The sequence below is a fragment of the Kitasatospora sp. NPDC059599 genome (assembly GCF_042735125.1).
Lineage (GTDB): Bacteria > Actinomycetota > Actinomycetes > Streptomycetales > Streptomycetaceae > Kitasatospora.
The window spans coordinates 1-24109 of sequence record NZ_JBHWCL010000031.1; the positions used below are offsets into that span (position 1 = coordinate 1).

Here is a 24109-nt window from a genome sequence, read left to right on the forward strand (position 1 = left end):
CATCAGAGTCTCGGCCGCGCCGCTTGATGCTGACTGGATGCCAGCCGTTCAAGGCACGTTTTTTCAGGTCAGGCGCTCGTGGAACCCCCGCCCGCTCTTGCGGCCGAGCAGCCCGGCCTCGACCATCCGGGAGAGCAGCGGCGGGGGTGCGTACAGCGGTTCCTTGTACTCCTCGTACATCGACCGGGCGATCGCCTCGACGGTGTCCAGGCCGATGAGGTCGGCGAGGGCGAGCGGGCCCATGGGGTGGGCGCAGCCGTGGACCATGCCGGCGTCGATGTCCTCGGGGGTGGCGTGGCCGGCCTCGGCCATCCGGATCGCGGACAGCAGGTAGGGCACGAGCAGCGCGTTGACGATGAAGCCGGCCCGGTCGCGGGAGCGGACGACGTGCTTGCCGAGGACGTCCCGGGCGAAGGCCTCGACCCGGTCGACGACGGTGGGAGCCGTGTGCAGCGAGGTGACCAGCTCGACCAGCGGCATCACCGGGGCCGGGTTGAAGAAGTGCAGGCCGAGGACGTGGGTGGCCCGGCCGGTGGCGATGCCCAGGCGGGTGACGGGGATGGCGGAGGTGTTGGTGGCCAGGACGGCGTCGTCGGCGACGAGCACCTTGTCCAGAGTGGTGAGCACCTCGGTCTTGACCCGTTCGTCCTCGACGACGGCTTCGACGACGAGTTGGCGGTCGGCGAGCGCTTCCGGGTCGTCGGCGAACAGCAGGTGGGCCCAGGCGTCGGTGCGCTGCCGTTCGTCGATCCGGCCGCGGTCGACGGCGCGGTGCAGGGAGCGGTCGATCCGGGCCCGGGCGGCGCGCAGGGCGTCCCGGCCGTTCTCGCAGACGACGGTGTCGAGTCCGGCGCGGGCGAAGACCTCGGCGATGCCGGCGCCCATCTGTCCGGCGCCGACGACCGCGACGCGGCGTATGTCGTTCATGGTGCGATTGCCTCCGTGGTGGGCGGTTCAGGCCGCGGTGCGGATCCGCACGAGGTGGCGGGTGTAGGCCTCGGTGGTGAGGAAGGCGGGCAGGTCGGCGCCGAGGGCGGTGTCCTGCAGGATGCGCACCGCGTCGTCCACGGCCGTCGGGTCGGCGCCCTCGGCGAGCAGGGCGGCCCGCTCACGGTCGATCAGCCGCCGCACCAGGTCCGGGGTGGCGAGCGAGCCGCCGGTGAGGCGGGTGCAGTGGTGCTGCCACTGCCAGATCTGGCACCGGGCGATCTCGGCGGTGGCGACGTCCTCCATCAGCCCGAAGACGGCGACGGCGCCGGAGCCGCCGAGCCAGGCCGTCAGGTAGCGCAGGGCGACGGCGACGTTGGCGCGCAGGCCCTGTTCGGTGGGCAGGCCGGCGGTGAGCCGTTGGACGCCGAGCAGGTCGGCGGCGGTGACCTCGACGTCCTCGCGGGTGCGGTCGAGCTGGTGCGGGCGGTCGCCGAGGACGGCGTCGAAGGCGGTGCGGCAGGTGTCGACCAGGCCGGGGTGGGCGACCCAGGAGCCGTCGAAGCCGTCGCCGGCCTCGCGTTCCTTGTCGGCGCGGACCCTGGTCAGGGCGGCCTCGTTGGCGGCGGGGTCGCGCTGCGGGATCGCGGCGGCCATGCCGCCGACGGCGTGGGCGCCGCGCCGGTGGCAGGTGCGCACCAGGAGGTCGGTGTAGGCGCGCAGGAACGGCTGGGTCATGGTGAGGGTGGCGCGGTCGGGCAGGACGAAGCGGGGGCCGTGGTGGGCGAAGTTCTTGATCAGGCTGAACAGGTAGTCCCAGCGGCCGGCGTTCAACCCGGCGGCGTGCTCGCGCAGTTCGTAGAGGATCTCGTCCATCTCGAAGGCCGCGGTGACGGTCTCGATCAGGACGGTGGCGCGGATCGTCCCGTGCGGGATGCCCAACTCGGCCTGGGCGAAGGCGAAGACCTCGTTCCACAGCCGGGCTTCGAGGTGGTTCTCCAGCTTGGGGAGGTAGACGTACGGGCCGGAGCCGGCCGCGATCTGCGGGCGGCCGCAGTGGAAGAGGTAGAGGCCGAAGTCGACCAGGGCGCCGACGGCCGGGCGGCCGTCGATCAGCAGGTGCTGTTCGTCCAGGTGCCAGCCGCGCGGACGGACCACGATGGTCGCCGGGTCGTCCCCGACGTAGTAGCGCTTGCCCTCCGGCGTGGTGTCGTCGATCCGGCGGTCGATCGCGTCGATCAGGTTGAGCTGGCCGGTGACGAGGTTGTGCCAGGTCGGGGCGGTGGCGTCCTCGAAGTCCGCGAGCCACACGTTCGCGCCGGAGTTGAGGGCGTTGACGGTCATCCGGCGTTCGGGCGGGCCGGTGATCTCCACCCGGCGGTCGACGAGGCCGGGGCCGGCGCCGGCCACCCGCCAGGAGGGGTCCTCCCGGACGGCGCGGGTCTCCGGCAGGAAGTCGAGGGTGCCGCCGGCGGCCAACGCGGCGGCACGGCGCTCGCGTGCGGCGAGGAGTTCGGTGCGACGGGCGGCGAACCCGTCGTGCAGACGGGCGAGGAAGGCGAGTGCCTCGGGGGTCAGGACCTCCTCGAAGCGGTCCTCGGGCGTTCCGAGGATCTCGACGCGGCTGGGCTGGCTCATCCGGTTCTCCAGGAAGGTGGGCCCGGGGCCTCGTCCCTCGGCGAGGCCCCGGGCGGGGGTGGACGGCGGCTCGTCCCCAACGGGCCGCCAGGGGTGGCTCAGTGGAACTGCTCGGCCTCGGTGGAGCCGGTGAGCGCCAGGGTCTCGGCGTTCGGGTTGAGCGCGGTGGAGACCAGGTCGAAGTAGCCGGTGCCGACCTCGCGCTGGTGCTTCACCGCGGTGTAGCCGTCCGGCACCGCGGCGAACTCGGCCTCCTGGAGGTCGACGTAGGCCGTCATGCCGTGCTCGGCGTAGCCGCGGGCCAGCTGGAACATCGAGTGGTTCAGGGCGTGGAAACCGGCCAGCGTGATGAACTGGAAGCGGTAGCCCATGGCGCCCAGCTCCCGCTGGAACTTGGCGATCCGGTCGTCGTCCAGCGCGGCCTTCCAGTTGAAGGACGGCGAGCAGTTGTAGGCCAGCATCTTGTCCGGGTACTCGGCCTTCAGCGCCTCGGCGAACTCGCGGGCCTGGGCGAGGTCCGGGGTGCCGGTCTCCACCCAGATCAGGTCCGCGTACGGCGCGAAGGCGAGGCCGCGGGAGATCACCGGCGCCATCCCGGGCTCGACCCGGTAGAAGCCCTCGGCGGTGCGCTCACCAGTGCAGAACCGGGCGTCGCGCTCGTCGACGTCGCTGGTCAGCAGGTTGGCGGCGAGCGCGTCGGTGCGGGCGACGATCAGCGTCGGCACGTCGGCGATGTCGGCCGCCAGCCGGGCGGAGTTGAGGGTGCGGACGTGCTGCGCGGTGGGCACGAGGACCTTGCCGCCGAGGTGGCCGCACTTCTTCTCGGACGCCAGCTGGTCCTCGTAGTGGATGCCCGCCGCGCCGGCCGCGATCATGCCCTTGGTGAGCTCGAACGCGTTCAGCGGGCCGCCGAAACCCGCCTCGGCGTCGGCGACGATCGGCACCAGCCAGTCCGGGCCGTCGTTGCCCTCGGCGGCGTCGATCCCGTCCGCCCGCAGCAGCGCGTTGTTGATCCTGCGCACCACCTGCGGAACCGAGTTGGCGGGGTAGAGGCTCTGGTCCGGGTAGGTCTGCCCGGCCTGGTTGGCGTCGGCCGCGACCTGCCAGCCGGACAGGTAGACCGCCTGCAGGCCGGCCTTCACCATCTGCACGGCCTGACCGCCGGTGAGCGCACCGAGCGCGTGGACGTAGTCCTGCTCGTGCAACTGCCGCCACAGGCGCTCGGCGCCGCGCCGGGCCAGGGTGTGCTCCTCGCGTACCGTGCCCGACAGCCGGACCACGTCGGCCGCCGTGTAGGTGCGCTCGATCCCGGCCCACCGCGGGTCGGACGTCCACCGGGCGGCCAGCTCCGCCGCGCGCTGCTCCTGCTGCTGACGAACCGACTGAGTCATGGGTCTGCTCCCCAAGGGTGTTCGTTGTGCTCGTTGCGAAGGGTGTGACGCACCTCACCGCGAGGGCGCGTGGGCGGCCGGGTGGTGCCGGGCGGCGGTGGAACACCGCAGGACGTGGACGCCCGGACAGCGCTCCCGGCCGCGACCGGCCCGGTGTTCCGCTGCTGTCCTGCGCACCTCCCGGCCGCACCACCGACTCTGGCAGCTCGCCGAGCCGCCGTCACCGGTGGACCGCTGCCAGGTCCTGCGAACGATCCCCGGCGAATCCGCGAAGGTTGCGAAGGCCCGCAGCCCCCCGCCACGGCTACGCTGCCCCCACCGGCACCGCGCGGCTGCGCCGCCCGGCCGGCACACCGACGCGCCGGCACACCGACGCGCCGGCACACCGACGCCCGCAGGGGCAGCCGGCACCACCGACGCCCGCAGGGGGAGAACGACATGGGAAAGGCCTTCGCCGGCGCCCGGCTGCGCCGCCTGCGCGAGGAACGCGGCCTCAGCCAGGCCGCCCTCGCCCGGCTGATCGACCTGTCACCCAGCTACCTCAACCAGCTGGAGCACGACGCCCGCCCGCTCACCGTCCCCGTGCTGCTGCGCCTCACCGAGGCCTTCGGCGTCGAGGCCGGGTACTTCGCCCCGCCGGACAGCGCCCGGCTCACCGCCGAACTCCGCGACGCCCTCGGCGAGGAGCTCGCGGCCGGCCGGGTCACCCCCGGCGACCTCGACGAACTCGCCGCCCGGCTGCCCGCCGTGGCCCGCCTGCTGATGGACCTCGGCCGCGGCCGGCGGGCCGTCGCCGAACAACTGGCCGTCCTCGCCGGCGACCGCGGCCCGGCGCCCGACACCCTCACCCCGCACGAGGAGGTCCGCGAGTTCTTCTACCGCCGTCGCAACTACGTCGACGAACTCGACACCGCGGCCGAGGAGTCGGCGAGCGCCATCGGCCTGCGGCGCGGCGTGGTCGGGGCGGTCCTGGCCGAGCGGCTCGCCTCCGGCCACGGCGTACGGACCGTCACCGGCGGCGGGGACCTGCACAGCTTCGACCCGCGCACCAGGGTCCTCAGCCTGTCGGACCGGCTGCGCCCGGGCCAGCAGGCCTTCCGGATGGCGACCCAGCTGGCGTACCTGGAACACGACCCGCTGCTGTCCGAACTTGCCGCCCAGGACAGCCCGGAGGGCGGCACCGCCTGGTCGCTCACCCGGATCGGCCTGGCCAACTACTTCGCCGCCGCGCTGGTCCTCCCGTACACCGCGTTCCACGCCGAGGCCGAATCCGCCCGCTACGACATCGAGCACCTCGCCGACCACTTCGGCGTCGGCTACGAGACGGTCTGCCACCGGCTCAGCACCCTGCAGCGGCCCCGGCTGCGCGGCGTGCCGTTCTCCTTCGTCCGGGTCGACCGGGCGGGCAACGTCTCCAAACGCCAGTCCGCCACCGACTTCCACTTCTCCCGCACCGGCGGCACCTGCCCGCTGTGGAACGTCTACGAGGCCTTCGCCGCGCCCGGCCGCGTCCACGTCCAGGTCGCCGCCATGCCCGACGGCCGCCGCTACCTCTGGACCGCCCGCGCCGTCACCCGCTCCCCGGGCGGCTGGGCCCGCCCCACCAAGACCTTCGCCCTCGGCCTCGGCTGCGAACTGCGCCACGCCGGACGGCTCGTCTACTCGGCGGGGCTCGACCTCGGCGACGAGACCGCCGCCACCCCGATCGGCCTCGGTTGCAAGGTCTGCGACCGCCCCGCCTGCCCGCAGCGCTCCGCACCCGCCATCGGCCGCCCGCTCGCCGTCGACGAGCACACCAGCACCTTCGTCCCGTACCCGGCGGTGCCCGCGCCCCGGCACTGACCTTCGGGCGGCTGTGCCCGCCCGCTGTGCCCGGCCGCTGTGCCCGGCCGCTGCGCCCGCCGAGCGGGCCGAAACCGTGGTGCGCCCGGACCGCGGTCACCGGTACCGTCCGCGGGTGACCCGTCGAACTCCCCCGCGCCCCGCGCCGGTCGAAGAGCTGTTTCCCGAGGTCGTCCCCTTCCGCCGGGAGGCCGTGCGACTGCACCCGCGAGCGGGCCGGCCGGCCCCCGGTGACAGCTCGGTGGGCGGCCCGCTGCTGTGGCCGGCGCGGGAGCCGTGGCCGGACTGCCCGGAGCACCCGGGATCGCCGATGGTCGCGGTCGTGCAGGTCCGCCGTGCCGACGTGCCCGACCTCGTGCCCTTCCCGGAGGGGCGGGACCTGCTCCAGGTGCTGTGGTGCCCGCGCGCCCACGACGGGCAGTGGGTCGTCCCGCTGGTCCGCTGGCGGTCCGCGGCGGAGGTCGGCGAGGTGCGGCAGGCCCCGCCGGTACCGCCGGAGGCCCGGTACGGTCAGGTGCCGCGGCCGTGCGTCGTCCATCCGGAACCGGTCACGGAGTACCCGAGCTGGGACCTGCCGGACACGCTCTGGGACGCCCTGGAACCCCGCGTCGAGCAGGTGGAGGCGCAGACGGGCTGGGACTACCAGTTCCACCTGTCCACCGCGCCGGGCATCAAGCTGGGCGGCTACCCGGGCTGGTGCCAGGAACCGCGGTGGCCGGACTGTCCGACCTGCCGGGCACCGATGGACCACCTGCTGACCGTGGACAGCACCGAGGACCACGACTGCCGGCTGACGTGGACACCGGTCGAGGACCGCGACTTCCGCCGGCAGGGCGCGGACCTGAGCCTCGGCGACCTGGGCGGGGTGTACCTGTTCGAGTGCCGCGCGTGCCCCGGCCGCCCGTTCGCCCACCGCTACGACGCCTGAACGGCCGTCGCGCGCCGGTGCGGCCGGTGCGCGGCGGCCGGTGTCCCGGTCGGCGGTCCCGCAGGCTTCAGCCCCGGAAGGCCGCCGCGTGTTCGGCGGCCCAGGTGGCGAAGGTCAGGGCGGGGCGTCCGAGGAGCCGCGGGACGGTGTCCGTCGTCGGGCCCGGCTGTTCCAGGCATGCGGCCGCGTAGCCGATCAGGCGGTCGGGCACGTCCTCGGGCAGCCCCTGGGCGAGCATCGCCCGGCGCAGTTCCTCGGGCGGCACCTCCGCGAACGCCAGCTCCCTGCCGATGGCTTCGCCGATGAGCCGGGCCTTGTCCCGTTGGGTGAGCGACTCGGGCCCGGTGAGTGCGTACGCACGGCCCGCGTGGGCGGGGTCCACGAGTGCCCGGACGGCGACCTCGGCGATGTCCCGCTGGTGGACGGGGGAGGTGGCCGCGTCGCCGTGCACGCCCCGGACGAGGCCGGTCGCGCGGATCTGCGGTGCCCAGGCGAGGGCGTTGGCGTCGAAGTCGGCGCACCGCAGGAACGTCCACTGCAGCCCGGAGGCCCTGGCCGCGGCCTCGACCCGCTCGAACTCCTCGGCGAAGCGCCGGTACCCCCCGCCGTACTCGACCGTGACGGCCGACAGCACCACCACGCGCCGCACGCCGTGCTCGGCCGCCAGCGCCAGCAGCTCGGCACTCGCACCGCCGACGGCGCGCGGGCTGAGCAGGAGGGCCTCCACGCCGTCCAGTGCCGGGGCCAGCGACTGCGGTCTGGACGGATCGCCGACGACCGGCCGGACGCCGGTGGCCGGCCCGCCGTGGGCCGGCTCGCCGGCGGCCGGATCGCGGGTGACTGCGGCGACCTCGCGTCGCTGCGCCGCCAGGTGTTCCACCACGGTGCGACCGATGGTTCCGGTCGCGCCAGTGACCATGATCATGTGCAGACTCCTGTCCGGAAGGCAGGTGGCACCTCGTGCCCCTGTGGCCCTGATGGGCGGTCGTACCGTCGGCGTTCCGATCGCCGGCGTGGTGCTGTGCGGTTCCGACGGTGGCTTCGACACCGGTGACGGGTGGTCGGGCCTGCCGCCGGGTTCCCGGTCCACCGCTGGTCCGGGGTGACGGCGCGCCGCCTCAGCCGGCGTCGCGGGGGCGGCGGTCGAGGTGCTCGCGCAGGAACGAGATCTCCGCTTCGACGGCCTGTTCGTGCGATTCGAGGAACGGGGCGTAGTGACGGCCGGACAGCCGGACGACCTCGGCGTGCGGTGCGCTCCGGGCCGCGCGGACGGCGGGGCCGGGGAGCGCGCTCTGGTCCTGGTCGCAGACGACCACCAGCAGCGGGCACCGGATCCGGGGGGCGTGGAGCCCGGGCCGGTACCCGCCGATCTGCAGGGCCAGGCGTGCGGCGACGGTCTGCTCCCAGTTCGCGTGGCGACGGTCGGGATCGAGCGCCCGGTCGCAGTCCATGGCGTCGGCCGTGGTGAGGGAGGCGACGGCGCCGCGCGGTCCGGCGGTCGGGACCAGCAGCGGCGGGCGTCCGACGAGGCTGCCGAGCGCGTCGGCGACGCCCCGGCCGAGGAGCCGCAGCAGGGCGAGGGGCGTCATGGAGCGCAGCGCGTGGGGGGCGACGGCGCGGGCGTCGACCAGCGGGGTCTGGGCGATCGCACAGGCCAGTCGCGGGTGTTCGGCCGCGACCCGGAAGACGTGGCCGCCCGCGAGCGAGAAGCCCCAGACGGAGATCGCGTCCGGGTCGACGTCGGGGAGACCGGCGGCGAAGTCGATCGCGGCGTGCCAGTCGGCGACCTGCTCGTCGACGCGGAGGATCTGGCGCGGAAGGCCCCCGCTCTCTCCGAACCGGCGGTGGTCGAAGGCGAGGACGGCGAACCCGGCCTCGTTGAACCGTGCGGCGAACAGGTCCGTGGCCGGTTCCTTCGTCACCGAGGTTCCGCCGGCCATGATGACGCAGCCGCCGTTGGACCCCGGGTAGTGCCAGGCGGCGCACGAGGTGTCGCCGCTGGCGAAGCGTACTGCTTTCCGTTGTGTGAGCGTGGGCACGTCGGCCTCCGTGGTGGATCTGTCTCTCGGGGTGCTGTGGAGGTGCGGGCCTGCGGTGCGGTCGCACCGCGGGCCCGCTCCTCCCGGGCCGCCGGTGGCGGCACCGGGGGTGCTGACGGTCAGCCGGTGAGGCCGGGGAACCAGATGCGCGGGTCGAGGATCACGGGTTGCTCCTTTCCGGGGCTCGGGTCCGCCGACGTCGGTCGGGGACGGGCGGAGCGGATGACCTCCATGGTTGGGGTGTCGTCCGCGGAACGGGCGCCGCGAGGCCACGGAATGGGCGAAACTCTCGTTCATGGCACGTGAATCGACGAATTCCGTACTGAGCCTCCCGGACCAGCGGCTGGTGGCCGCGTTGCAGTGGGACGGCCGCCTCACCGCCGAGCGGGCGGCCCACGCGCTGGGGCTCAGCCCGGCCACCGTCCGCCGCCGCCTGCACGCGCTCGGCGCCGACGGCACCGTGCGCGTGGTCGTCTCGCCGGTGGCGCGACCGCGCAACGGGGGCTCGGCCGGAGCCCTGTTCCTGCGCATCCGGGTCCTGCGGGGAAAGCTCGACACGATCGTGGCCGCGCTCGCGGCGCGTGAGGACATCCCCTTCATCGACATCACCACGTCGGGTGACGAGATCTTCGCGGTCGCCCGTACCGAGCCGGGCTCACGGGACCAGTTGGTCTTCCGTCAACTGCCCTCGACCCAGGCGGTGACCTCCCTGGAGAGCGCCACGATCCTGCACGTCTTCCGGCTCACCTCCGAGTGGCGCCACCAGGTGCTGACCGCGGCCGAGCGGGAGGCGCTCGGCCCGGGCGCGCCGGCCGTCGGGGCGGCGGCCGCCACGTCGCCGGGCCCGTACGGCGTCGACACCGATGCCTTGGAACAGGCCCTCATCGACGCCCTCACGCCCGACGCGCGGCTGAGCGCGGTGGCCCTGGCCGAGCGCACCGGTCACCCGGAGAGCACGGTGCGCCGACGCCTCGCCCACCTGGCGGCCGAAGGCCGTCTGGTCACCCAGGTCCTGGTCGACCCCCGCCGCCTCGGGCTGCCCATCGAAGCCAAGTTCCTGCTGCAGGTGGCCCCGGACCACCTGGCCGCCGCCGGGCAGGCGCTGGCCGACCACCCCGCGGTGCACGGCGCGTTCGCGACGTCGGGTCCTTCCAACCTGCACGCGGCCGCGTACTTCCCGGACCTGGCGACCCTCTACACCTTCCTCTCCCACGACCTGGTCGGCCTGGGCATCACCCACGTCGAGACGGCCGTCGTGAGTCACGCCGCCAAACGCACTCCGATGCCGGTCCGACCGGTCCCGTCGGGGTGAGGGCGCACCGCCCCGTACGCCCGGGTGGGCGAACGGGGCGGGCCCTTCCGGGGTGACCGGTACCGCGCCGCCCGGGGCCGGGGTTCGGGGCTCGGGACGCGGTGCCGGTCGGGACGGTCCGGGTGGGGACGGCGCCGCCGGGCCCGGCGCCGGCGACCGGACGGGGCGTCAGCCGACCCGGTGCAGCCGGACCAGGCGGCTGGCGTGGTCGCCGGCGGGCAGGTCCAGGTCGATGCCGCGGTTGCGCAGGACGGCGCCGTCGTGCACCCGGCCGGTGTCCGGGTCGCGGTAGCGGTGCCCGGTGTGGAGGGCGGGCAGGCGCAGCGGGGCGGGGTGGTGGCCGAAGCGGGTGGTCGGGCGCCAGGCGAGGACGGCGTGCTCGGTGTCGTCCGGGGCGGCGTAGTGGACGGCGGTGAGTCCGTCGTGGCCGGTGAGCCGGTGCTGGAGGCCATGCTGCACGAGTGGCCGGATCCGCTTGTACTCGGCGACCAGGCGGGCGGCCTCGGCGAGTTCGTCCGGTGTCCACCGGGTGAGGTCGCCGCCCAGGCCGAGGGCCCCGGCCATGGCGACGTGGAAGCGGAAGCGCAGGGGCGTGGTGCGGCCGGTGATGCCGTTGGGTGAGTCGGTGACCCAGGAGGCCATGGTGTGGGCGGGGAAGAGCTGGCTGAAGCCGTGCTGGACGGAGATCCGGTCGACCGGGTCGGTGTTGTCGGAGGTCCAGGCCTGGTCGGTCCGGGCGAGGACGGCGAGGTCGACGCGGCCGCCGCCGCCGGCGCAGGCCTCGATCCGCAGGCCGGGGTGGTCGGCGCGCAGCCGGTCCATGATCCGGTGGACGGCCCGGGTGTGGTCGATCCACCGCCGGTCGGGGTCCGGGTGGACGGACCGGCCGGTGTCGGTGAAGGGGCGGTTGGCGTCCCACTTGAGCCAGTCCACGTCGTTCTCGGTGACCAGCCGGTCGAGGGTCGCCCGCACCCATTCCTCGACGTCGGGGCGGGCGAGGTCGAGGACGAGCTGGTGGCGCAGTTCGGTGGTGTCCCGGGTGGGTGCGTGGAGCACCCAGTCGGGGTGGGCGCGGTACAGGTCGCTGTCGGCGTTGACCATCTCCGGTTCCACCCACACGCCGAAGGCCATGCCGTGGCCGTGGACGTGGTCGGCGAGCGGTCGCAGGCCGTCGGGGAAGGCCCCGGGCCTGGGCGTCCAGTCGCCGAGGCCGGCGCGGTCGTCGGTGCGGGCGCCGAACCAGCCGTCGTCCAGGACGAAGAGTTCGACGCCGAGCCCGGCGGCGAGGTCGGCGAGGCGGCACTGGCCGGCCTGGTCGACGGCGAAGCCGGTGGCTTCCCAGGAGTTGTACAGGACGGGCCGGTCGCGGTCGGGTTCGGGCAGGACGGCCGTCCGGACGTGGGCGTGCCAGGCGCGGCTCGCCCCGCCGAAGCCGTCGGGGGTGTAGAGGCCGGCGAAGACCGGGGTGTGCAGGGTCTCGCCCGGTTGCAGGGCCCAGCCGAGCCCCTCGTGGCCGAAGCCCCCGGTCCAGGTGGTGCGGCCGACCGGGTCCCGGTGCACGGTGATGCGCCAGCTCCCGCTCCAGGCGAGCGCGGTGCTCCACACGTCGCCCTGCTCCTCGGTGGCGGATCCGTCGTCGAGGGCCAGCCAGGGGCCGGCGTGGTGGCCGGTGAGGCCCCGGCGGCTGGTGAGGACGGTTTCGGCGACCGGGAGCCGGTCGCGGTGCAGCTGGAACTCGCTGGCCCAGCCGCCGACCAGGTGGCTGAGCCGGTAGTCGGGCAGGTGCGGAGCGGTCCAGGACGCCGAGTCGAGGCGGAGGACCGTGATCGGGCCGGTGTCGCTCTCCGCGGTGCCGGTGTGGGTGAGTTCGGTCCAGCGTTCGATCACGTCGCTGTCGGGCCGTACCCGGTAGCAGAGTTCGGCGGCCAGCGGGTAGTGACGGTCGGTCAGGAGGAGTCGCAGCTCGCCGCCGTCGACGCGGTGGCCGCGGAAGTGCCACTGGGCGCCCGAGGTGCCGTCGGGGAAGCGCACCTGGAGGCCTGCCGGGCCGAAGCGGGCGCCGGTCTGGATGCCGAGTTCGTCGGGGGCCGCGTCGTCCTCGAAGCTGCTGTCGGCGGGGGAGTGGGGGTGCGGCAGTTCGAGGGCGTCGAGGGGCGGCCCCCAGTGGACGTGGCGGGGGCTGCCGTCGGCGCCGACGCGTACGGCGTAGACGCTGTTCGGCGTGCGCAGGACGGCGGTGCCGTGGTCGGTGTCGAAGGAGACGGCGGGAGGGGTGGTGGGCACGGGTGTCCCCCAGGGAGGAGGTGGGTGGTCGGACCGGGGCGGGGCGGGGCGGTGGGGCGGGCGTCCGGGCGGGGTCCTGGTGCGGGTGGCGGGCACGTGGGTGGCCCGAGATTAGGTCCGGCGGACTGTCCAAATCAATACTGGAAGAAGTTATTTATTTGTCGTAGGTTGCAGCCGTGTTCCCCACCCATGTCCAGCCCTTGGTCACCGCGCCGGCCGAGACGTCGATGCTCGCCCTCCTCTTGACCGAAGGCCCCCTCAGCCGGGTCGAACTGGCCCGTCGCACCGGCCTGTCGTCCACCGCCGTCACCAAGGCCGCCCGGCCGCTCATCGACGACGGCTACCTGCACGAACTCCCCCCGGAGCGCACCGCCCCGGGCGCCGGACGGCCCGTCAACCCCCTGGCCGTCACCGCCGACCGGGAGTTCTTCGTCGGGGTCAAGATCAGCGCGGAGGCCCTGTTCGGCACGGTCTGCGACCTGCGGGCCGGCCTGCGGGCCACCGCCGAGCGCAGGCTGGGCGAGGACCGCGGCCCGGCCGCCGTGTGCGCCCTGGTCGGCGAACTCGTCGAGCTCCTGCTCGACGCGGACCCGGCGTTCCGGGAGCGCACCCGCCACCTCGGGATCGCGGTCTCCGGCGACGTCGACCGCACCGCCGGCCGGGTCCGCTACTCCGTCCTCCCCGGGTGGCAGGACGTCCCGCTCGCCGAGACGGTGGCGCGGGCGACCGGCCTGAGCGTCACCGTCGAGAACGACGTCAAGGCCCTCACCGCGGCCGAACACTGGTTCGGCGAGGGCATCGGCACCGAGTACTTCGCACTGGTCACGATCGGCGCGGGGATCGGCTCCGGCCTGGTCGTCAACGGCCGGCTGATCGCCGGGGCGTACGGCGTCGCCGGCGAGATGGGGCACATCTGCATCGACCCGGCCGGACCGCCCTGCCACTGCGGCCAGACCGGCTGCGTGGAGGCGATCGCCTCCAGCGACGCCATCCTGGCCGCCGTCCGCGACGCCACCGGTGACGCGGACCTCGACTTCGACGGCGCCGTCCGCCTCGCCCGCGGCGGAGACCCCGCCGCCCGCGAGGCCTTCGCCCGGGCGGGACGGGCGATCGGCACCGGAATCGCCACCCTGGTCAGCCTGCTCGGCCCCGAACGGGTCGTCGTGACCGGGGAGGGCCTCGACACCTACGACCTCTTCGGCGTGCACATCAGGAACGCGTACGCCGCCCACTGCTTCAAGGCCGCCGCGAAGTGCCCGCTGACGCTGCGTCCGCTCCCCTGGGAGGAATGGGCCAGAGGCGCCGCCGTCCTGGGCATCCAGGCGCTCTTCCCGTAAGGCACCGCACCACCCTGACGGCCCCGCACACGCGGGAGCCCGGCCAGTGCACCACCACATCGCACCGGACTCCCGGCCGGTGTCCGCGCAACGCCCGGCAGCGACCGACGGCAGCGACCGAGGTCGCAACCGTCGCCGGCACCCGACAGCGGACACCCACCGGGGGCGGACCCACCCGCACCGGACGGCGGACACCCGCCCGGGACGGACCCACCCGTACCCCCACCCTCGAGGATGCGATATGAGCGCACACGCATCGCAGCTCAGCCGACGCGGATTCCTCAGCGGCTCGCTGCTCTTCGTCGCCGGCGCCGCGGTCGGCTGCAGCACCGACCCGACCGGCGGCGGCTCCTCCGGAGCCAGGACCACGCTGAACGTCTGGTTCCACGCCTACGGCGAAGCCGGGACCCAACAGGCCGCCACCCGCTACGCCGAGGCCTTCACCAAGGCCCACCCCGACATCGCGGTCAAGGTCACCTGGGTCCCGGGCGACTACACCGGCAAGCTCAACGCGACCCTCCTCACCGACGGCGCCCCCGACGTCTTCGAGATCGGCGACTTCAGCGCGGCCATGGCCCGGCGCGGCCAGATAGCCCCGCTCGACGACCTGTACGGCACCGCCGCACCGGACTTCAACCCGGGCGACCTCGCCTACGTGACCGTCGACGGCAAGCCCCACGGCGTCAAGATGGTCGACGACGTCGTGATGCTCTACTACCGCAAGAGCGTCCTCGCCAAGGCGGGCATCAACCCTCCCGCCACCTTCGACGAACTGGTCGCCGCGGCCAAGGCGCTCACCACCAGGAACGGCAAGGGCCTGTTCGTCGGCAACGACGGCATCGGTGACACCCCGTTGCTGGCGGTGCTCTCCAACGGCGGCGACCTGGTCACCGACGGCAGGGTCGGGTACGCCTCCCCGCAGGCCGTCGAGGCGGTCACCGGCCTCAAGCGGCTGCACGACGACCAGTCCCTGCAACTCGGCTTCACCACCGACTGGTGGGACCCGTCCGCCCTGGTCCAGGACGTCGTCCCGATCCAGTGGTGCGGCCTGTGGGCGATGCCCGCGATCAGGACCGCGCTCGGCGACGACTTCGGCGTCCTGCCCTGGCCGGCCTTCAAGCCGGGCGGCCGCCCGGTGGTGCGGGTCGGCGGCTGGACCAGCTGCGTCAACGCCAAGAGCAGGCACGTGGACGCGGCCAAGCGGTTCGTCCAGTGGCTCTGGGTCGAACAGACCGACCTCCAGAAGGACTTCGCGGAGAGCTACGGCTTCCACATCCCGCCGCGCACCTCGGTCGCCGCCGCCGCGGACAAGCTCGCCCAGGGCCCCGCCAAGGAGACCCTCGCGCTCGCCGCCCAGTACGGCAGGAACAACCCGAACCTCTGGGACAGCACGGTCTCCACCCCGTTCAACGCGGCCGCCGCCAAGATCGTCGCCGGACAGGGCGACCCCGCCCGGCTCCTCGCCGAAGCGGCCGAGCAGGCCCAGACCTCCGTGGACAGGCAGCACAGCGGATGAACGCCACCCCGGACAGCACCCGGAGTCTCGGGCGTGCCGCGTCACCCGCGACGGAACCGTGGGCCCACGCCCCGGCCCGCCGCCCCGGGCGTGCCGACCGGCGCGCCTGGGGAGCGTTCGCCCTGCTCGCAGGCCCGATGCTGATCGGCCTCGGGACCTTCAAGTACGTGGCCATCGGCTGGAGTTTCCTGCTCAGCCTCAGCGACGCCCACGGGACCATCGCCCTCGGCCACTGGGTGGGCCTGGACAACTACCGGCACCTGCTCGCCGACCCGGCCTTCCGTTCCTCGCTGGTCCGGATCGTGCTCTTCACCCTCGCCATCGTGCCGGTCACCTTCGCCGTCTCGCTCGGCCTCGCGCTGCTCGTGCACCGCGTCCGGCGCGGTCGGGCGGTGGTGCGCACCGCCTTCCTGATCCCGGCCGCCGTGTCCTACGTCGCGGCGTCCCTGCTGTGGAAGATGTGCCTGTTCAACGGCCTGCCGGCGGGCATCGCCAACACGGTCGGCGGCTGGTTCGGGATGACCGCCGTCCCCTGGCTGCAGACCACCGACCCCCCGCTCTACTGGATCGTCCTGGTCACCCTCCGGCTGTGGCTCCAGGTCGGCTTCTACATGGTGCTCTTCCTGGCCGGCCTGCAGGCCGTCCCCCGGGACGTGTACGAGGCCGCGGCCCTGGACGGCGCCACCGGCCTGCGGCTGCTGCGGCGGATCACCCTGCCCATGCTGCGCAACACCTCCGTCGCGGTGCTCATGCTCCAGTTCATCGCCGCCTTCCAGGCCTTCGACGAGTTCTACAACCTGTTCAACAGCGGTCTGTCGGGCGGCGGCACCGCGCCTGTGCGGACCCCGCTGGTCTACCTGTACGACACCGCGATGGGCGCCCAGGACTACGGCCTCGGATCGGCGGGGGCCTTCGTCCTCACCGCGCTGATCGTGGCCGTGACGCTGGTCCAGGGCCGGCTGACCGGCTTCGGCAAGGGCGGGGAGTGAACCGGCCGTGACGAACAACCCGTTCGGGCGCCTGCGCCCCGGCGCGCGCGGCCTGCTGGTGGGCCTGCTGACGGCGGTCTTCCTGACGCCGTTCTACCTGATGCTGCGCAACGCACTGATGGACTCCAAGGGCCTGGCCTCGCCCCGGTGGACCTGGTGGCCCTCGCCCATGCACTGGGAGAACTTCACCGCGCTCCTCGACGACCCGACCCTGCACATGGGCCGGGCCCTCGGGAACTCGCTGCTGATCGCCGGGATCACCGCCCCGGTCTCGACGCTCCTGGCCTCCGCCGCCGGGTACGCCTTCGCACGGATCCCGGTGCGCGGACGCGGCGTGCTGCTGGCCCTGGTGGTGGCCACGCTGATGATCCCCGGCTCGGTCACCTTCGTGCCCACCTTCGTGGTGGTCGGCTCGATGGGTGGGGTCAACACGCTGTGGGGCCTCATCGCACCCGGCCTGTTCAACCCGTTCGCGGTCCTGCTGTTCCGCAACTTCTACCTGCAGTTCCCGGCCGAGATCGAGGAGGCCGGGCGGCTGGACGGGCTCGGCTGGTTCGGGCTCTACCGGCGGATCGCCCTCCCCGCCTCGGGCGCGATGCTCGCCTCCCTCGGCGCGCTCGCCTTCATCGACAGCTGGAACGCCTTCCTGTGGCCGCTGGTCATCGGACAGGACCCGTCCAGCTGGACCGCCCAGATCGCGCTGTCCACCTTCCTCACCTCGCAGACCATCAACCTGCCCGGCCTGTTCGCCGGCGCCGTCGTGACCGTCGCCCCGCTGGTGGTGATGTTCCTCATCGCCCAGCGGTACATCGTCGAAGGCATCGCCACCAGCGGCCTCAAGGGCTGAACCGCCCGCAACCCCCGCAACCGTCCGCCCCGAGGGCCGAACCGCCCGCAACCGCCCGCCCCGAGGGCCGAACCGCCCCCCAGACACCCCGGACGTCGTGAGCCGGGGTCCGCACCACCCCGCTCCTCCCTCACCCCACCAGAAGACCGGAGGGAAACCCTCATGCGATCCGTCCGACCCGCCCCGCGCGGCCTGCCCGCGGTGCTCGTCACCACCGCCCTGCTGGTCCTGTCCGCCCCCGGCGCCGTCGCCGTCGCCGCGCCGACCACCGGCACCGCGACCGCGAGCGCCACCGCCTCCGCCCCCGTCGCGATGACGGGAGCCCAACTCGCCGCCTCCTGGACCGGACCGCTGTCCACCCGGGGCCGGTACGTCGTCGACGCGAACGGCGAGCGCTTCAAGCTCAAGGCGAGCAACTGGGCCGGCGCCCAGGGCACGTGGGAGGGCAGCGGTGCCGTCGACGACCCGGCGAACAACCAGGCCGGGCAGGTCTCCCACAACATCCCGCTCGGCCTGGACCGCACCCCGATCAGCCGGATCCTGTCCGACTTCCACGCGGTGGGCGTCAACAGCATCCGGCTGCCCTTCGCCAACGCGATGATCCACGACACGGTGGCCGTCCCGGACTCCGCCGTCGCCGCCAACCCGCAGCTCAGGGGCATGACACCGCTCCAGGTGTACGACGCCGTCGTCGCCGCGCTGACCGCGGACGGCTTCGCCGTCATCCTCAACAACCACACCACGAGCTACCGCTTCTGCTGCGCCCTGGACGGCAACGAGCGCTGGAACAGCGGCCAGTCCACGCAGCAGTGGATCGACGACTGGGTGTTCCTGGTCAACCGGTACAAGGGCAACAAGCGGGTGGCCGGCGCCGACCTGCGCAACGAGGTCCGGCGCGACACCTGGGACGACCCGAACTGGGGGTCGGGCGACGGCCACGACCTCTACGCCGCGTTCGAGCAGGCCGGCAACAGGATCCTCGAAGCCGACCCCGACATGCTGATCATCATGGAGGGCATCAACTGGCAGGGCATTCCCTCCGGGATGTTCAGCCACGGCCGCCCGATGCTCACCCCGGTCCGCACCCTCTCCAACACCCTGATCGACTCCGGCAAGCTGGTCTACTCCGCGCACTTCTACGCGTACACCGGCCCCAACCACACCGGCGCGAGCGGCGGCTGGCAGAACGGCGAGACCAACGACCCCCGCTACCAGGACCTCACCCCCGAGCAGCTCGTCCAGGTCGTGAACGACGAGGCCCTGTTCGTCACGCAGTCCGGACAGCACTTCACCGCCCCCGTGTGGATCAGCGAGTTCGGCGCCGGCGGCCGCGGCTCCGACAACGCCAAGGAGAAGGACTGGTTCGACCGCTTCACCGACATCCTGGTGAAGAACGACACCGACTTCGCCCAGTGGCCGCTCGTCGGCTGGAGCGACCCCACCGGCAAGCCCAACGACACCTGGGCGCTGATCTCCTACGACGCCGCCGGCAGGAGGACGAGCGTCGAGGATCCCGGCGACTGGCGCGCCACCGACTGGAACAAGCTCGTCAACGCCCCCGCCAGGACCGGGCCCGTCCCCCGGAGCGACCACTGGAACATGGTCGACCTCGACTTCGGTGACCAGGACCTCTCCCGCACCATGCGCGCCAAGGCCGACTGGGCCGTCGGCTACCGCAAGGGCAACTGCCCCGACACCCAGCGCGTCGTCGGCCTCGCCCGCAGCTCGAACCGAGGCCTGTGCACCGACGCGAACCAGCCGGCCGGGACCGCCGCCGGATGGACCGCCGTCAACGACGAGCGGTACGTCAAGGCCGACTGGGCCGGCGGCTACAACAAGCTCCAGTGCCCCGACAACAGCTTCGCCGTCGGCTACAGCGTCAACGGCAACGCCATGGCCACCCTGCTCTGCGCCCCCTCCACCACGCCGCTGCCCGCCACCGACCGCCTCGTCTGGTTCGACCACGGCGACAACCGGCCCGCCACCGGCGGATCGAACGCCAGCGACTGGGCGCCCGGCCACTACAAGGGCCAGTGCGCCGACAACGAGTACCTCGCCGGTGTCGCCTTCACCTGGAAGTGGATGCACGGCGGCGCCCCCGACGCCCTGCTCTGCCGTCCGCTCGCCTGACCCGCCCGCTCGCCCGCAGGGCCCGCCCCCGGACCCGGGCCGCCCCCACCCCCGAGACGCCCCGGACCCGGCCCGCCCCCACACCGACCAGCTAGGAGCACCCCGGCATGCCACGACTGGAGACCGCCGACGACGGCTTCCGCCTCGACGGCCGACCGCTGCGCATCATCTCCGGCGGACTGCACTACTTCCGTGTCCACCCGGAGCAGTGGGCCGACCGCCTCCACAAGGCGAGGCTGCTGGGACTCAACACGGTCGAGACCTACGTCCCCTGGAACCTCCACGCCCCCCGGCCCGGACGGTTCCGGCGGGACGGAGGTCTCGACCTGCCCCGGTTCCTCGACCTGGCCGCCGCCGAGGGCCTGCACGTGCTGCTCCGCCCCGGCCCCTACATCTGCGCCGAATGGGAGGGCGGCGGCCTGCCCGCCTGGCTGCTCGCCGAGGACGGCATCCGGCTGCGCAGCCGCGACCCCCGCTTCCTCGCCGCCGTCGACGGCTACCTCGCCGACCTCATGGCGGCCGTCAAACCCCACCTGTCCACCGGCGGCGGCCCGGTCATCGCCGTCCAGCTGGAGAACGAGTACGGCGCGTACGGCGAGGACCGCGGCTACCTCGCCGACCTCGCCGCACTGCTGCGCACCCACGGCGTCGACGTCCCCCTGTTCACCTGCGACCAGCCCGCCGACCTGGAACGCGGCGGTCTGGACGGGGTGCTGCGCACCGCCAACTTCGGCAGCCGCGTCGACTCCGGCCTCGCCGAACTGCGCAGGCAGCAGCCGACCGGTCCGCTGATGTGTTCGGAGTTCTGGATCGGCTGGTTCGACCGCTGGGGCGCCACCCACACCACCCGCAGCCCCGCCGACGCCGCCGCCGACCTGGACCGCCTGCTCGCCGCCGGCGCCTCCGTCAACGTCTACCTGTTCCACGGCGGCACCAACTTCGGCTTCACCAACGGCGCCAACGACAAGGGCACCTACCGGCCCACCGTCACCTCCTACGACTACGACTCGCTCCTCGACGAGGCCGGCGACCCCACCCCCAAGTACCGGGCGTTCCGCGAGGTCATCGCGAAGCACGCGCCCGTCCCGGCCGAGCCGGTCCCCGCCCCCGGTCCCAAGCTCGCCCCCGTCACCGTCGAACTCGACTCCTGCGCAGGCCTGTTCGACCAGGCGCAGCTGTTCGGCCCGGCCGTCACCGCCCACCGTCCGCAGACCATGGAGCAGCTCGGCCAGTCGTTCGGCTTCGTGCTGTACGAGATGGAGCTGCCGGCGGCCGGGCCCGTCGTGCTCCGGGCCGGCGAGGTCCGCGACCGGGCGCAGGTCTTCGTCGACGGGCAGCCCGTCGGCGTGCTGGAGCGCGAGAACCACGAGCACGCCCTCGCCTTCACCGCGCACCGGCGCGGCGCGCGCCTGGCCGTCCTGGTGGAGAACCAGGGCCGGGTCAACTACGGGACCGGCATCCACGACCGCAAGGGCCTGCTCGGCCCGGTCACCGTCAACGGCGAGGAGCCGGCCGGCTGGTCCAGCCGCGCGCTGCCCCTGGACACCCTCGACGGCCTCAGCTTCACCCCCGCCGCCGTGCCCGCCGCCCCCGCCGCCCCCGCCGTGCCCGTCGTCGGCCCGGCCTTCCACCGGGGCCGCGTCCACGTCGAGGAGCCCGCCGACGGGTACCTGGCGCTGCCCGGCTGGACCAAGGGCCAGGCGTGGATCAACGGCTTCAACCTCGGCCGCTACTGGTCCCGGGGCCCGCAGACCACCCTGTACGTCCCCGCGCCGGTGCTCCGCCGCGGCGGGAACGAGATCACCGTCCTGGAACTCCACGCCTCCACCACGCCCACCGTCCGGCTGCGGGACCGGCCCGACCTCGGCCCGACCGAGGACTGAGGGCCGCCGGGGGACCACCGCGCATGGCGGGCAGCGCCCCACCCCGGGCGTGTCGTGAGGGCGCCGTCTCCCCGGCCCGGCGGGTTCACCTGCCGGAGATGCTCCACGTGCCGTCGCCGGCCGCCGCGGCGTCGCGCAGTGCGGTCCACGCGGCGCCGTCGACCTCGAAGGCGTCGAGGAGGTAGGCGGAGACCGCGTCGGCGACGAGGGCGACGCGGGCAGGGTCCTCGTCGCCGGTCTCGGCGACCGCCTCGCCGGCGATGCCGCCCAGGGTGTGCTCGCCGTCGGCGATGACGAGCAGGCTCTTCGGGGCCGGGCCGAGGTGGTAGGCGTCGGTGAACCACTCCGGCCCCCGGGTGGAGAGCTGCGACCGGTCCTTGCCGCCTGCGACGACCAGGGCGGGGGTGGTCATGGTGGAGTAGTCCGGCCTCATGAACGGAAGGTGCTCGGCGGCGAACGGGGTGAGGCTGTCGCCGGTTCCGGTCACGGCGATCAGTGCGCCGGCAGAGACCGCGGGGTGGGAGAAGTCCTCGCCCGGCAGGCCGTCGGCGTCGAGCACGCGTGCGCCGAGGATCGTCCCGGCCGTCTGGGCGCCCCAGGAGTGGCCGACGACCGCGATGCGCTCGTGGTCGGCGCGGACCTCCAGGCCGCCGGCCTGGTGGAGGACGTCGCCGAGGTTGTCGAGGACCGCGTGGAGGTCGGCGATCCGCACGCGCCAGATGGTGGCGAAGCGCGGGTCGTCCCACCCGATGCCGTTGCGGCGGGAGTCCAGGTGGGTGGGCTGCACGACGACGAATCCGGCGGCGGCCCACCGGTCGACGAGGGGCTCGTACCCGTCGAGGGACCATGCGTTGCCGTGGGAGAACACGATGACGGGCAGGTCCTGGCCCGACACCGGGGCGGTGACCTTCACCTGCAGGTCGACGCCGCGGCCGGGGGCGGGAACGGTGATGGGCTTGACGGCAACGATCCGTCGGTCGAGGTGGCGGGTGGGCATGGGAGACCTGCGCTTTCTCCGAGGGAAGGCTCTGCCATAATTTGGCGGAGCAGCGTTCCGCCAATCTAGCGGAACAATGTTCCGCGAGTAAAGGAGAAACCCGTGCCGGAACCGGTCGGAGTACGCCAAGCACAGGCCCAGCGCACCCGAAGCGCCGTGCTGGCGGCCGCCGCGGCGGTCTTCGTGGACCAGGGGGTCCAGGCCCCCGTCCGGGACATCGCCGACCGCGCCGGCGTCGGCGTCGGCACGGTCTACCGGAACTTCCCGACCCGGGCGGACCTCGTCACCGCCGTCTACCGGCACCAGATCGACACCTGCGCCGCGCTCGCGCCCCGCCTGCTGGCGGAATCAGCCTCCCCGTTCACCGCCCTGACCCGCTGGGCGGACGCGTTCGTGGAGTTCCTCGTCACCAAGCACGGCCTCGGCGCGGCACTGGGGTCCGGCGATCCGGGGCTGGAGAACCTCCACGCCCTCATGCTCGACACCCTGGTCCCCGCCTGCGCGACGCTCCTGGACGCCTGCGCCGCCGCCGGCGAACTCGCCCCCGGCATCACCGCCTACACCTTCATGCGCGCCATCGGGAACCTCAGCATCACCGGCCCCGACTACGACCAGGCCGACGCGAAGCACATGGTCGCCACCCTCCTTGCCGGATGCCGCAGTACGGCAGGGTGACGGCACGGCACGGCACGGCACTGCACGTCACTGCACGGCAGGGCAGGGCAGGGCAGGGCAGGGTGATGGCACGGCAGGGTGACGGCCCCCGGCCCGTCCCAGCCGCGTGCTGCGCGCACCATCGCCCCCTGCCCGGGCGCGCAAGGCGCGGCCCCGCCGGGGGGCCCGACGGCCGTGCCCGTCCCGGCACGGCTCCGCCCGGCCCGTTCGGGCGCACCGTCCGGGGCCGGCCCGCTGCCCGCCGCCGCTGCCGCTGCCCGCCGTCGGCCCGCCATCGGCCCGCCGTCGGTGTCCCGGCCGTCGGCCGGGCTCCCGTCCGCCGGGCCTTCGGCGGCAGGCCCACCGGCACCGACCCGCCGTGACCCGCCGTGACTCGCCGGCCGGGTCCGCAACCGTCGACGCCGTCGGGCCCGACGCGCGAACCCGCCGCCGCCGCCGTCGTGCGTTCGCGGCCCGCGCACTGCAGGATGGTCGGATCAGCCCGGCCGCCCGACGCCCGCCCCAGCGGGCGCCCGCTGTCGTGCGGCCACGCGGCCACGCGGCCGTTGTGCTCTCTGCTTTCCTCTGCCGTGATTGAGGTGGGTCCGTGCCCGGTCAGCCGAAACCGGAGTTCATCGCCGTTCGCCCCCGTGAGGAGGTCGCCGCCGGGGTCGCCGAGCTCACCGGCCGCGGCGCGGGGCCCGTGGCCGTCGAGGCGGCCGGGGCGCTCGCCGTGTACCGGTGGGCGCTCGACCCGGTGGGTCCGGCGCCGGTGACCGGCCGGGTGCTGGACGGTGCACCGTCCGAACTCGACCTGGCGGTGGAGGAGCGTGCCGCCATCGAGGCCTCCCGTGACCCCGGCCGCCCGGAGGACGCACGGGCCCGCGCGGCCGGTGCGGCCCACGCGCTGGGCTGGATCCTCGGCTTCGTCCCGGCCGGCCGGCGACCGTGAGCGCGCCCGTCCGCACCTCCGCGCCCGTGTCCGGCTACCTGCTGCGGCTGCGCGGCCCCGCCGGCACGCTCAGCACCTCGCCCGTCGCGGCCACCGGCCGCCTCGGCCCCGCCGGGCACCCCCTCTACACCGGCTGCGAGGGGCGGCTCCTGGTGGAGATCAGCGCCGAGGGCAGCCACCGTGTCATCGCCCGTCCGGCGGACACCCGCATCCTGACCGCAGAGCCCTGCGCGTCCGGCCCGTTCGGCCCGTCGGGCTCGACCGGCCCGTCCGGTGTGACCCCGTTCGGCGCAGTCCCGTTCCGGCCCGGCGCCGCCGCGGCCGAGGGCCGGACCCACTCCCGGTAGGCGAATTCCCGGGAGCGGGCCCCGCGTTTCCTCAGGGTCCCCGGAGACTAGCGCGGGGCACTGACATCGCCCCGCGCCCCGGCCCGCGACGGCGGCC

19 protein-coding genes are annotated in these 24109 nt (G+C 74.0%); 12 read left to right on the forward strand and 7 right to left on the reverse strand.

Annotated features, from left to right (window positions below):
* Window positions 1-63: 63 nt before the first annotated feature.
* The 3 genes from ACFV04_RS13845 to aceA form a co-directional block, all read right to left on the reverse strand.
* Window positions 64-927, reverse strand: coding sequence for a 3-hydroxybutyryl-CoA dehydrogenase (locus ACFV04_RS13845; protein WP_380529039.1), 864 nt, complete (start codon window positions 925-927; stop codon window positions 64-66).
* 27 nt (window positions 928-954) lie between these two features.
* On the reverse strand, window positions 955-2565 hold the full coding sequence (aceB, locus tag ACFV04_RS13850; protein WP_380334829.1) for a malate synthase A: 1611 nt from the start codon (window positions 2563-2565) through the stop codon (window positions 955-957).
* Between the two features lie 98 nt (window positions 2566-2663).
* Window positions 2664-3956: an isocitrate lyase gene (gene aceA, locus ACFV04_RS13855; protein ID WP_380334832.1), complete on the reverse strand. Its 1293-nt coding sequence runs from the start codon at window positions 3954-3956 to the stop codon at window positions 2664-2666.
* 438 nt (window positions 3957-4394) lie between these two features.
* Between aceA and ACFV04_RS13860 the strand changes: the two genes are divergently transcribed.
* Together ACFV04_RS13860 and ACFV04_RS13865 are read left to right on the forward strand one after the other, a co-directional pair.
* Complete coding sequence (locus ACFV04_RS13860) at window positions 4395-5798, forward strand: short-chain fatty acyl-CoA regulator family protein (protein ID WP_380334835.1); 1404 nt, start codon at window positions 4395-4397, stop codon at window positions 5796-5798.
* A 115-nt stretch (window positions 5799-5913) separates the two neighbouring features.
* Complete coding sequence (locus tag ACFV04_RS13865; RefSeq protein ID WP_380529042.1) at window positions 5914-6726, forward strand: DUF1963 domain-containing protein; 813 nt, start codon at window positions 5914-5916, stop codon at window positions 6724-6726.
* Window positions 6727-6793: 67 nt separating this feature from the next.
* On the opposite strand, the gene ACFV04_RS13870 is transcribed toward ACFV04_RS13865, so the two are convergent.
* Window positions 6794-7651 (reverse strand): NAD(P)H-binding protein, encoded by an 858-nt coding sequence (locus tag ACFV04_RS13870; RefSeq protein WP_380334840.1) that lies wholly within the window; start codon window positions 7649-7651, stop codon window positions 6794-6796.
* Window positions 7652-7844: 193 nt separating this feature from the next.
* A complete protein-coding gene (locus ACFV04_RS13875; RefSeq protein ID WP_380334843.1) occupies window positions 7845-8765 on the reverse strand; it encodes an alpha/beta hydrolase in 921 nt (306 codons plus the stop codon).
* 295 nt (window positions 8766-9060) lie between these two features.
* Here ACFV04_RS13875 and ACFV04_RS13880 point away from each other — a divergent pair, with 295 nt between their 5' ends.
* Window positions 9061-10077, forward strand: a complete 1017-nt coding sequence (locus ACFV04_RS13880; protein ID WP_380529045.1) for an Lrp/AsnC family transcriptional regulator — start codon at window positions 9061-9063, stop codon at window positions 10075-10077.
* A 168-nt stretch (window positions 10078-10245) separates the two neighbouring features.
* On the opposite strand, the gene ACFV04_RS13885 is transcribed toward ACFV04_RS13880, so the two are convergent.
* The gene (locus ACFV04_RS13885) at window positions 10246-12360 is read right to left on the reverse strand and encodes an alpha-galactosidase (RefSeq protein WP_380529047.1); all 2115 of its coding nucleotides are present in this window, start codon (window positions 12358-12360) and stop codon (window positions 10246-10248) included.
* A gap of 176 nt (window positions 12361-12536) precedes the next feature.
* Between ACFV04_RS13885 and ACFV04_RS13890 the strand changes: the two genes are divergently transcribed.
* From ACFV04_RS13890 to ACFV04_RS13915, 6 genes are all read left to right on the forward strand, one after another.
* The gene (locus ACFV04_RS13890) at window positions 12537-13697 is read left to right on the forward strand and encodes an ROK family protein (protein WP_380334848.1); all 1161 of its coding nucleotides are present in this window, start codon (window positions 12537-12539) and stop codon (window positions 13695-13697) included.
* Window positions 13698-13938: 241 nt separating this feature from the next.
* Window positions 13939-15213 carry an ABC transporter substrate-binding protein gene (locus tag ACFV04_RS13895; protein WP_380334851.1) on the forward strand — a complete coding sequence of 425 codons (1275 nt, stop codon included), beginning with the start codon at window positions 13939-13941 and terminating at the stop codon, window positions 15211-15213.
* A complete protein-coding gene (locus ACFV04_RS13900; RefSeq protein WP_380529049.1) occupies window positions 15210-16202 on the forward strand; it encodes a carbohydrate ABC transporter permease in 993 nt (330 codons plus the stop codon). The genes ACFV04_RS13895 and ACFV04_RS13900 overlap by 4 nt, the downstream gene beginning before the upstream one ends.
* 7 nt (window positions 16203-16209) lie before the next feature.
* A complete protein-coding gene (locus ACFV04_RS13905; protein WP_380334857.1) occupies window positions 16210-17049 on the forward strand; it encodes a carbohydrate ABC transporter permease in 840 nt (279 codons plus the stop codon).
* Between the two features lie 162 nt (window positions 17050-17211).
* Entirely contained in the window at window positions 17212-19179 is a 1968-nt protein-coding gene (locus ACFV04_RS13910; protein WP_380529051.1) for a glycoside hydrolase family 5 protein, read from the forward strand.
* 107 nt (window positions 19180-19286) lie between these two features.
* On the forward strand, window positions 19287-21062 hold the full coding sequence (locus ACFV04_RS13915; protein WP_380529053.1) for a glycoside hydrolase family 35 protein: 1776 nt from the start codon (window positions 19287-19289) through the stop codon (window positions 21060-21062).
* A gap of 85 nt (window positions 21063-21147) precedes the next feature.
* Here ACFV04_RS13915 and ACFV04_RS13920 read toward each other — a convergent pair whose 3' ends face one another.
* The gene (locus tag ACFV04_RS13920; RefSeq protein WP_380529055.1) at window positions 21148-22059 is read right to left on the reverse strand and encodes an alpha/beta hydrolase family protein; all 912 of its coding nucleotides are present in this window, start codon (window positions 22057-22059) and stop codon (window positions 21148-21150) included.
* 102 nt (window positions 22060-22161) lie between these two features.
* Between ACFV04_RS13920 and ACFV04_RS13925 the strand changes: the two genes are divergently transcribed.
* From ACFV04_RS13925 to ACFV04_RS13935, 3 genes are all read left to right on the forward strand, one after another.
* Window positions 22162-22734, forward strand: coding sequence for a TetR/AcrR family transcriptional regulator (locus ACFV04_RS13925; RefSeq protein ID WP_380334869.1), 573 nt, complete (start codon window positions 22162-22164; stop codon window positions 22732-22734).
* Window positions 22735-23320: 586 nt separating this feature from the next.
* Window positions 23321-23665 (forward strand): hypothetical protein, encoded by a 345-nt coding sequence (locus ACFV04_RS13930; RefSeq protein WP_360266086.1) that lies wholly within the window; start codon window positions 23321-23323, stop codon window positions 23663-23665.
* Window positions 23662-24012 (forward strand): DUF6296 family protein, encoded by a 351-nt coding sequence (locus ACFV04_RS13935; protein WP_380529057.1) that lies wholly within the window; start codon window positions 23662-23664, stop codon window positions 24010-24012. Before ACFV04_RS13930 ends, ACFV04_RS13935 begins: the two co-directional genes overlap by 4 nt.
* The last annotated feature ends 97 nt before the right edge of the window (window positions 24013-24109 follow it).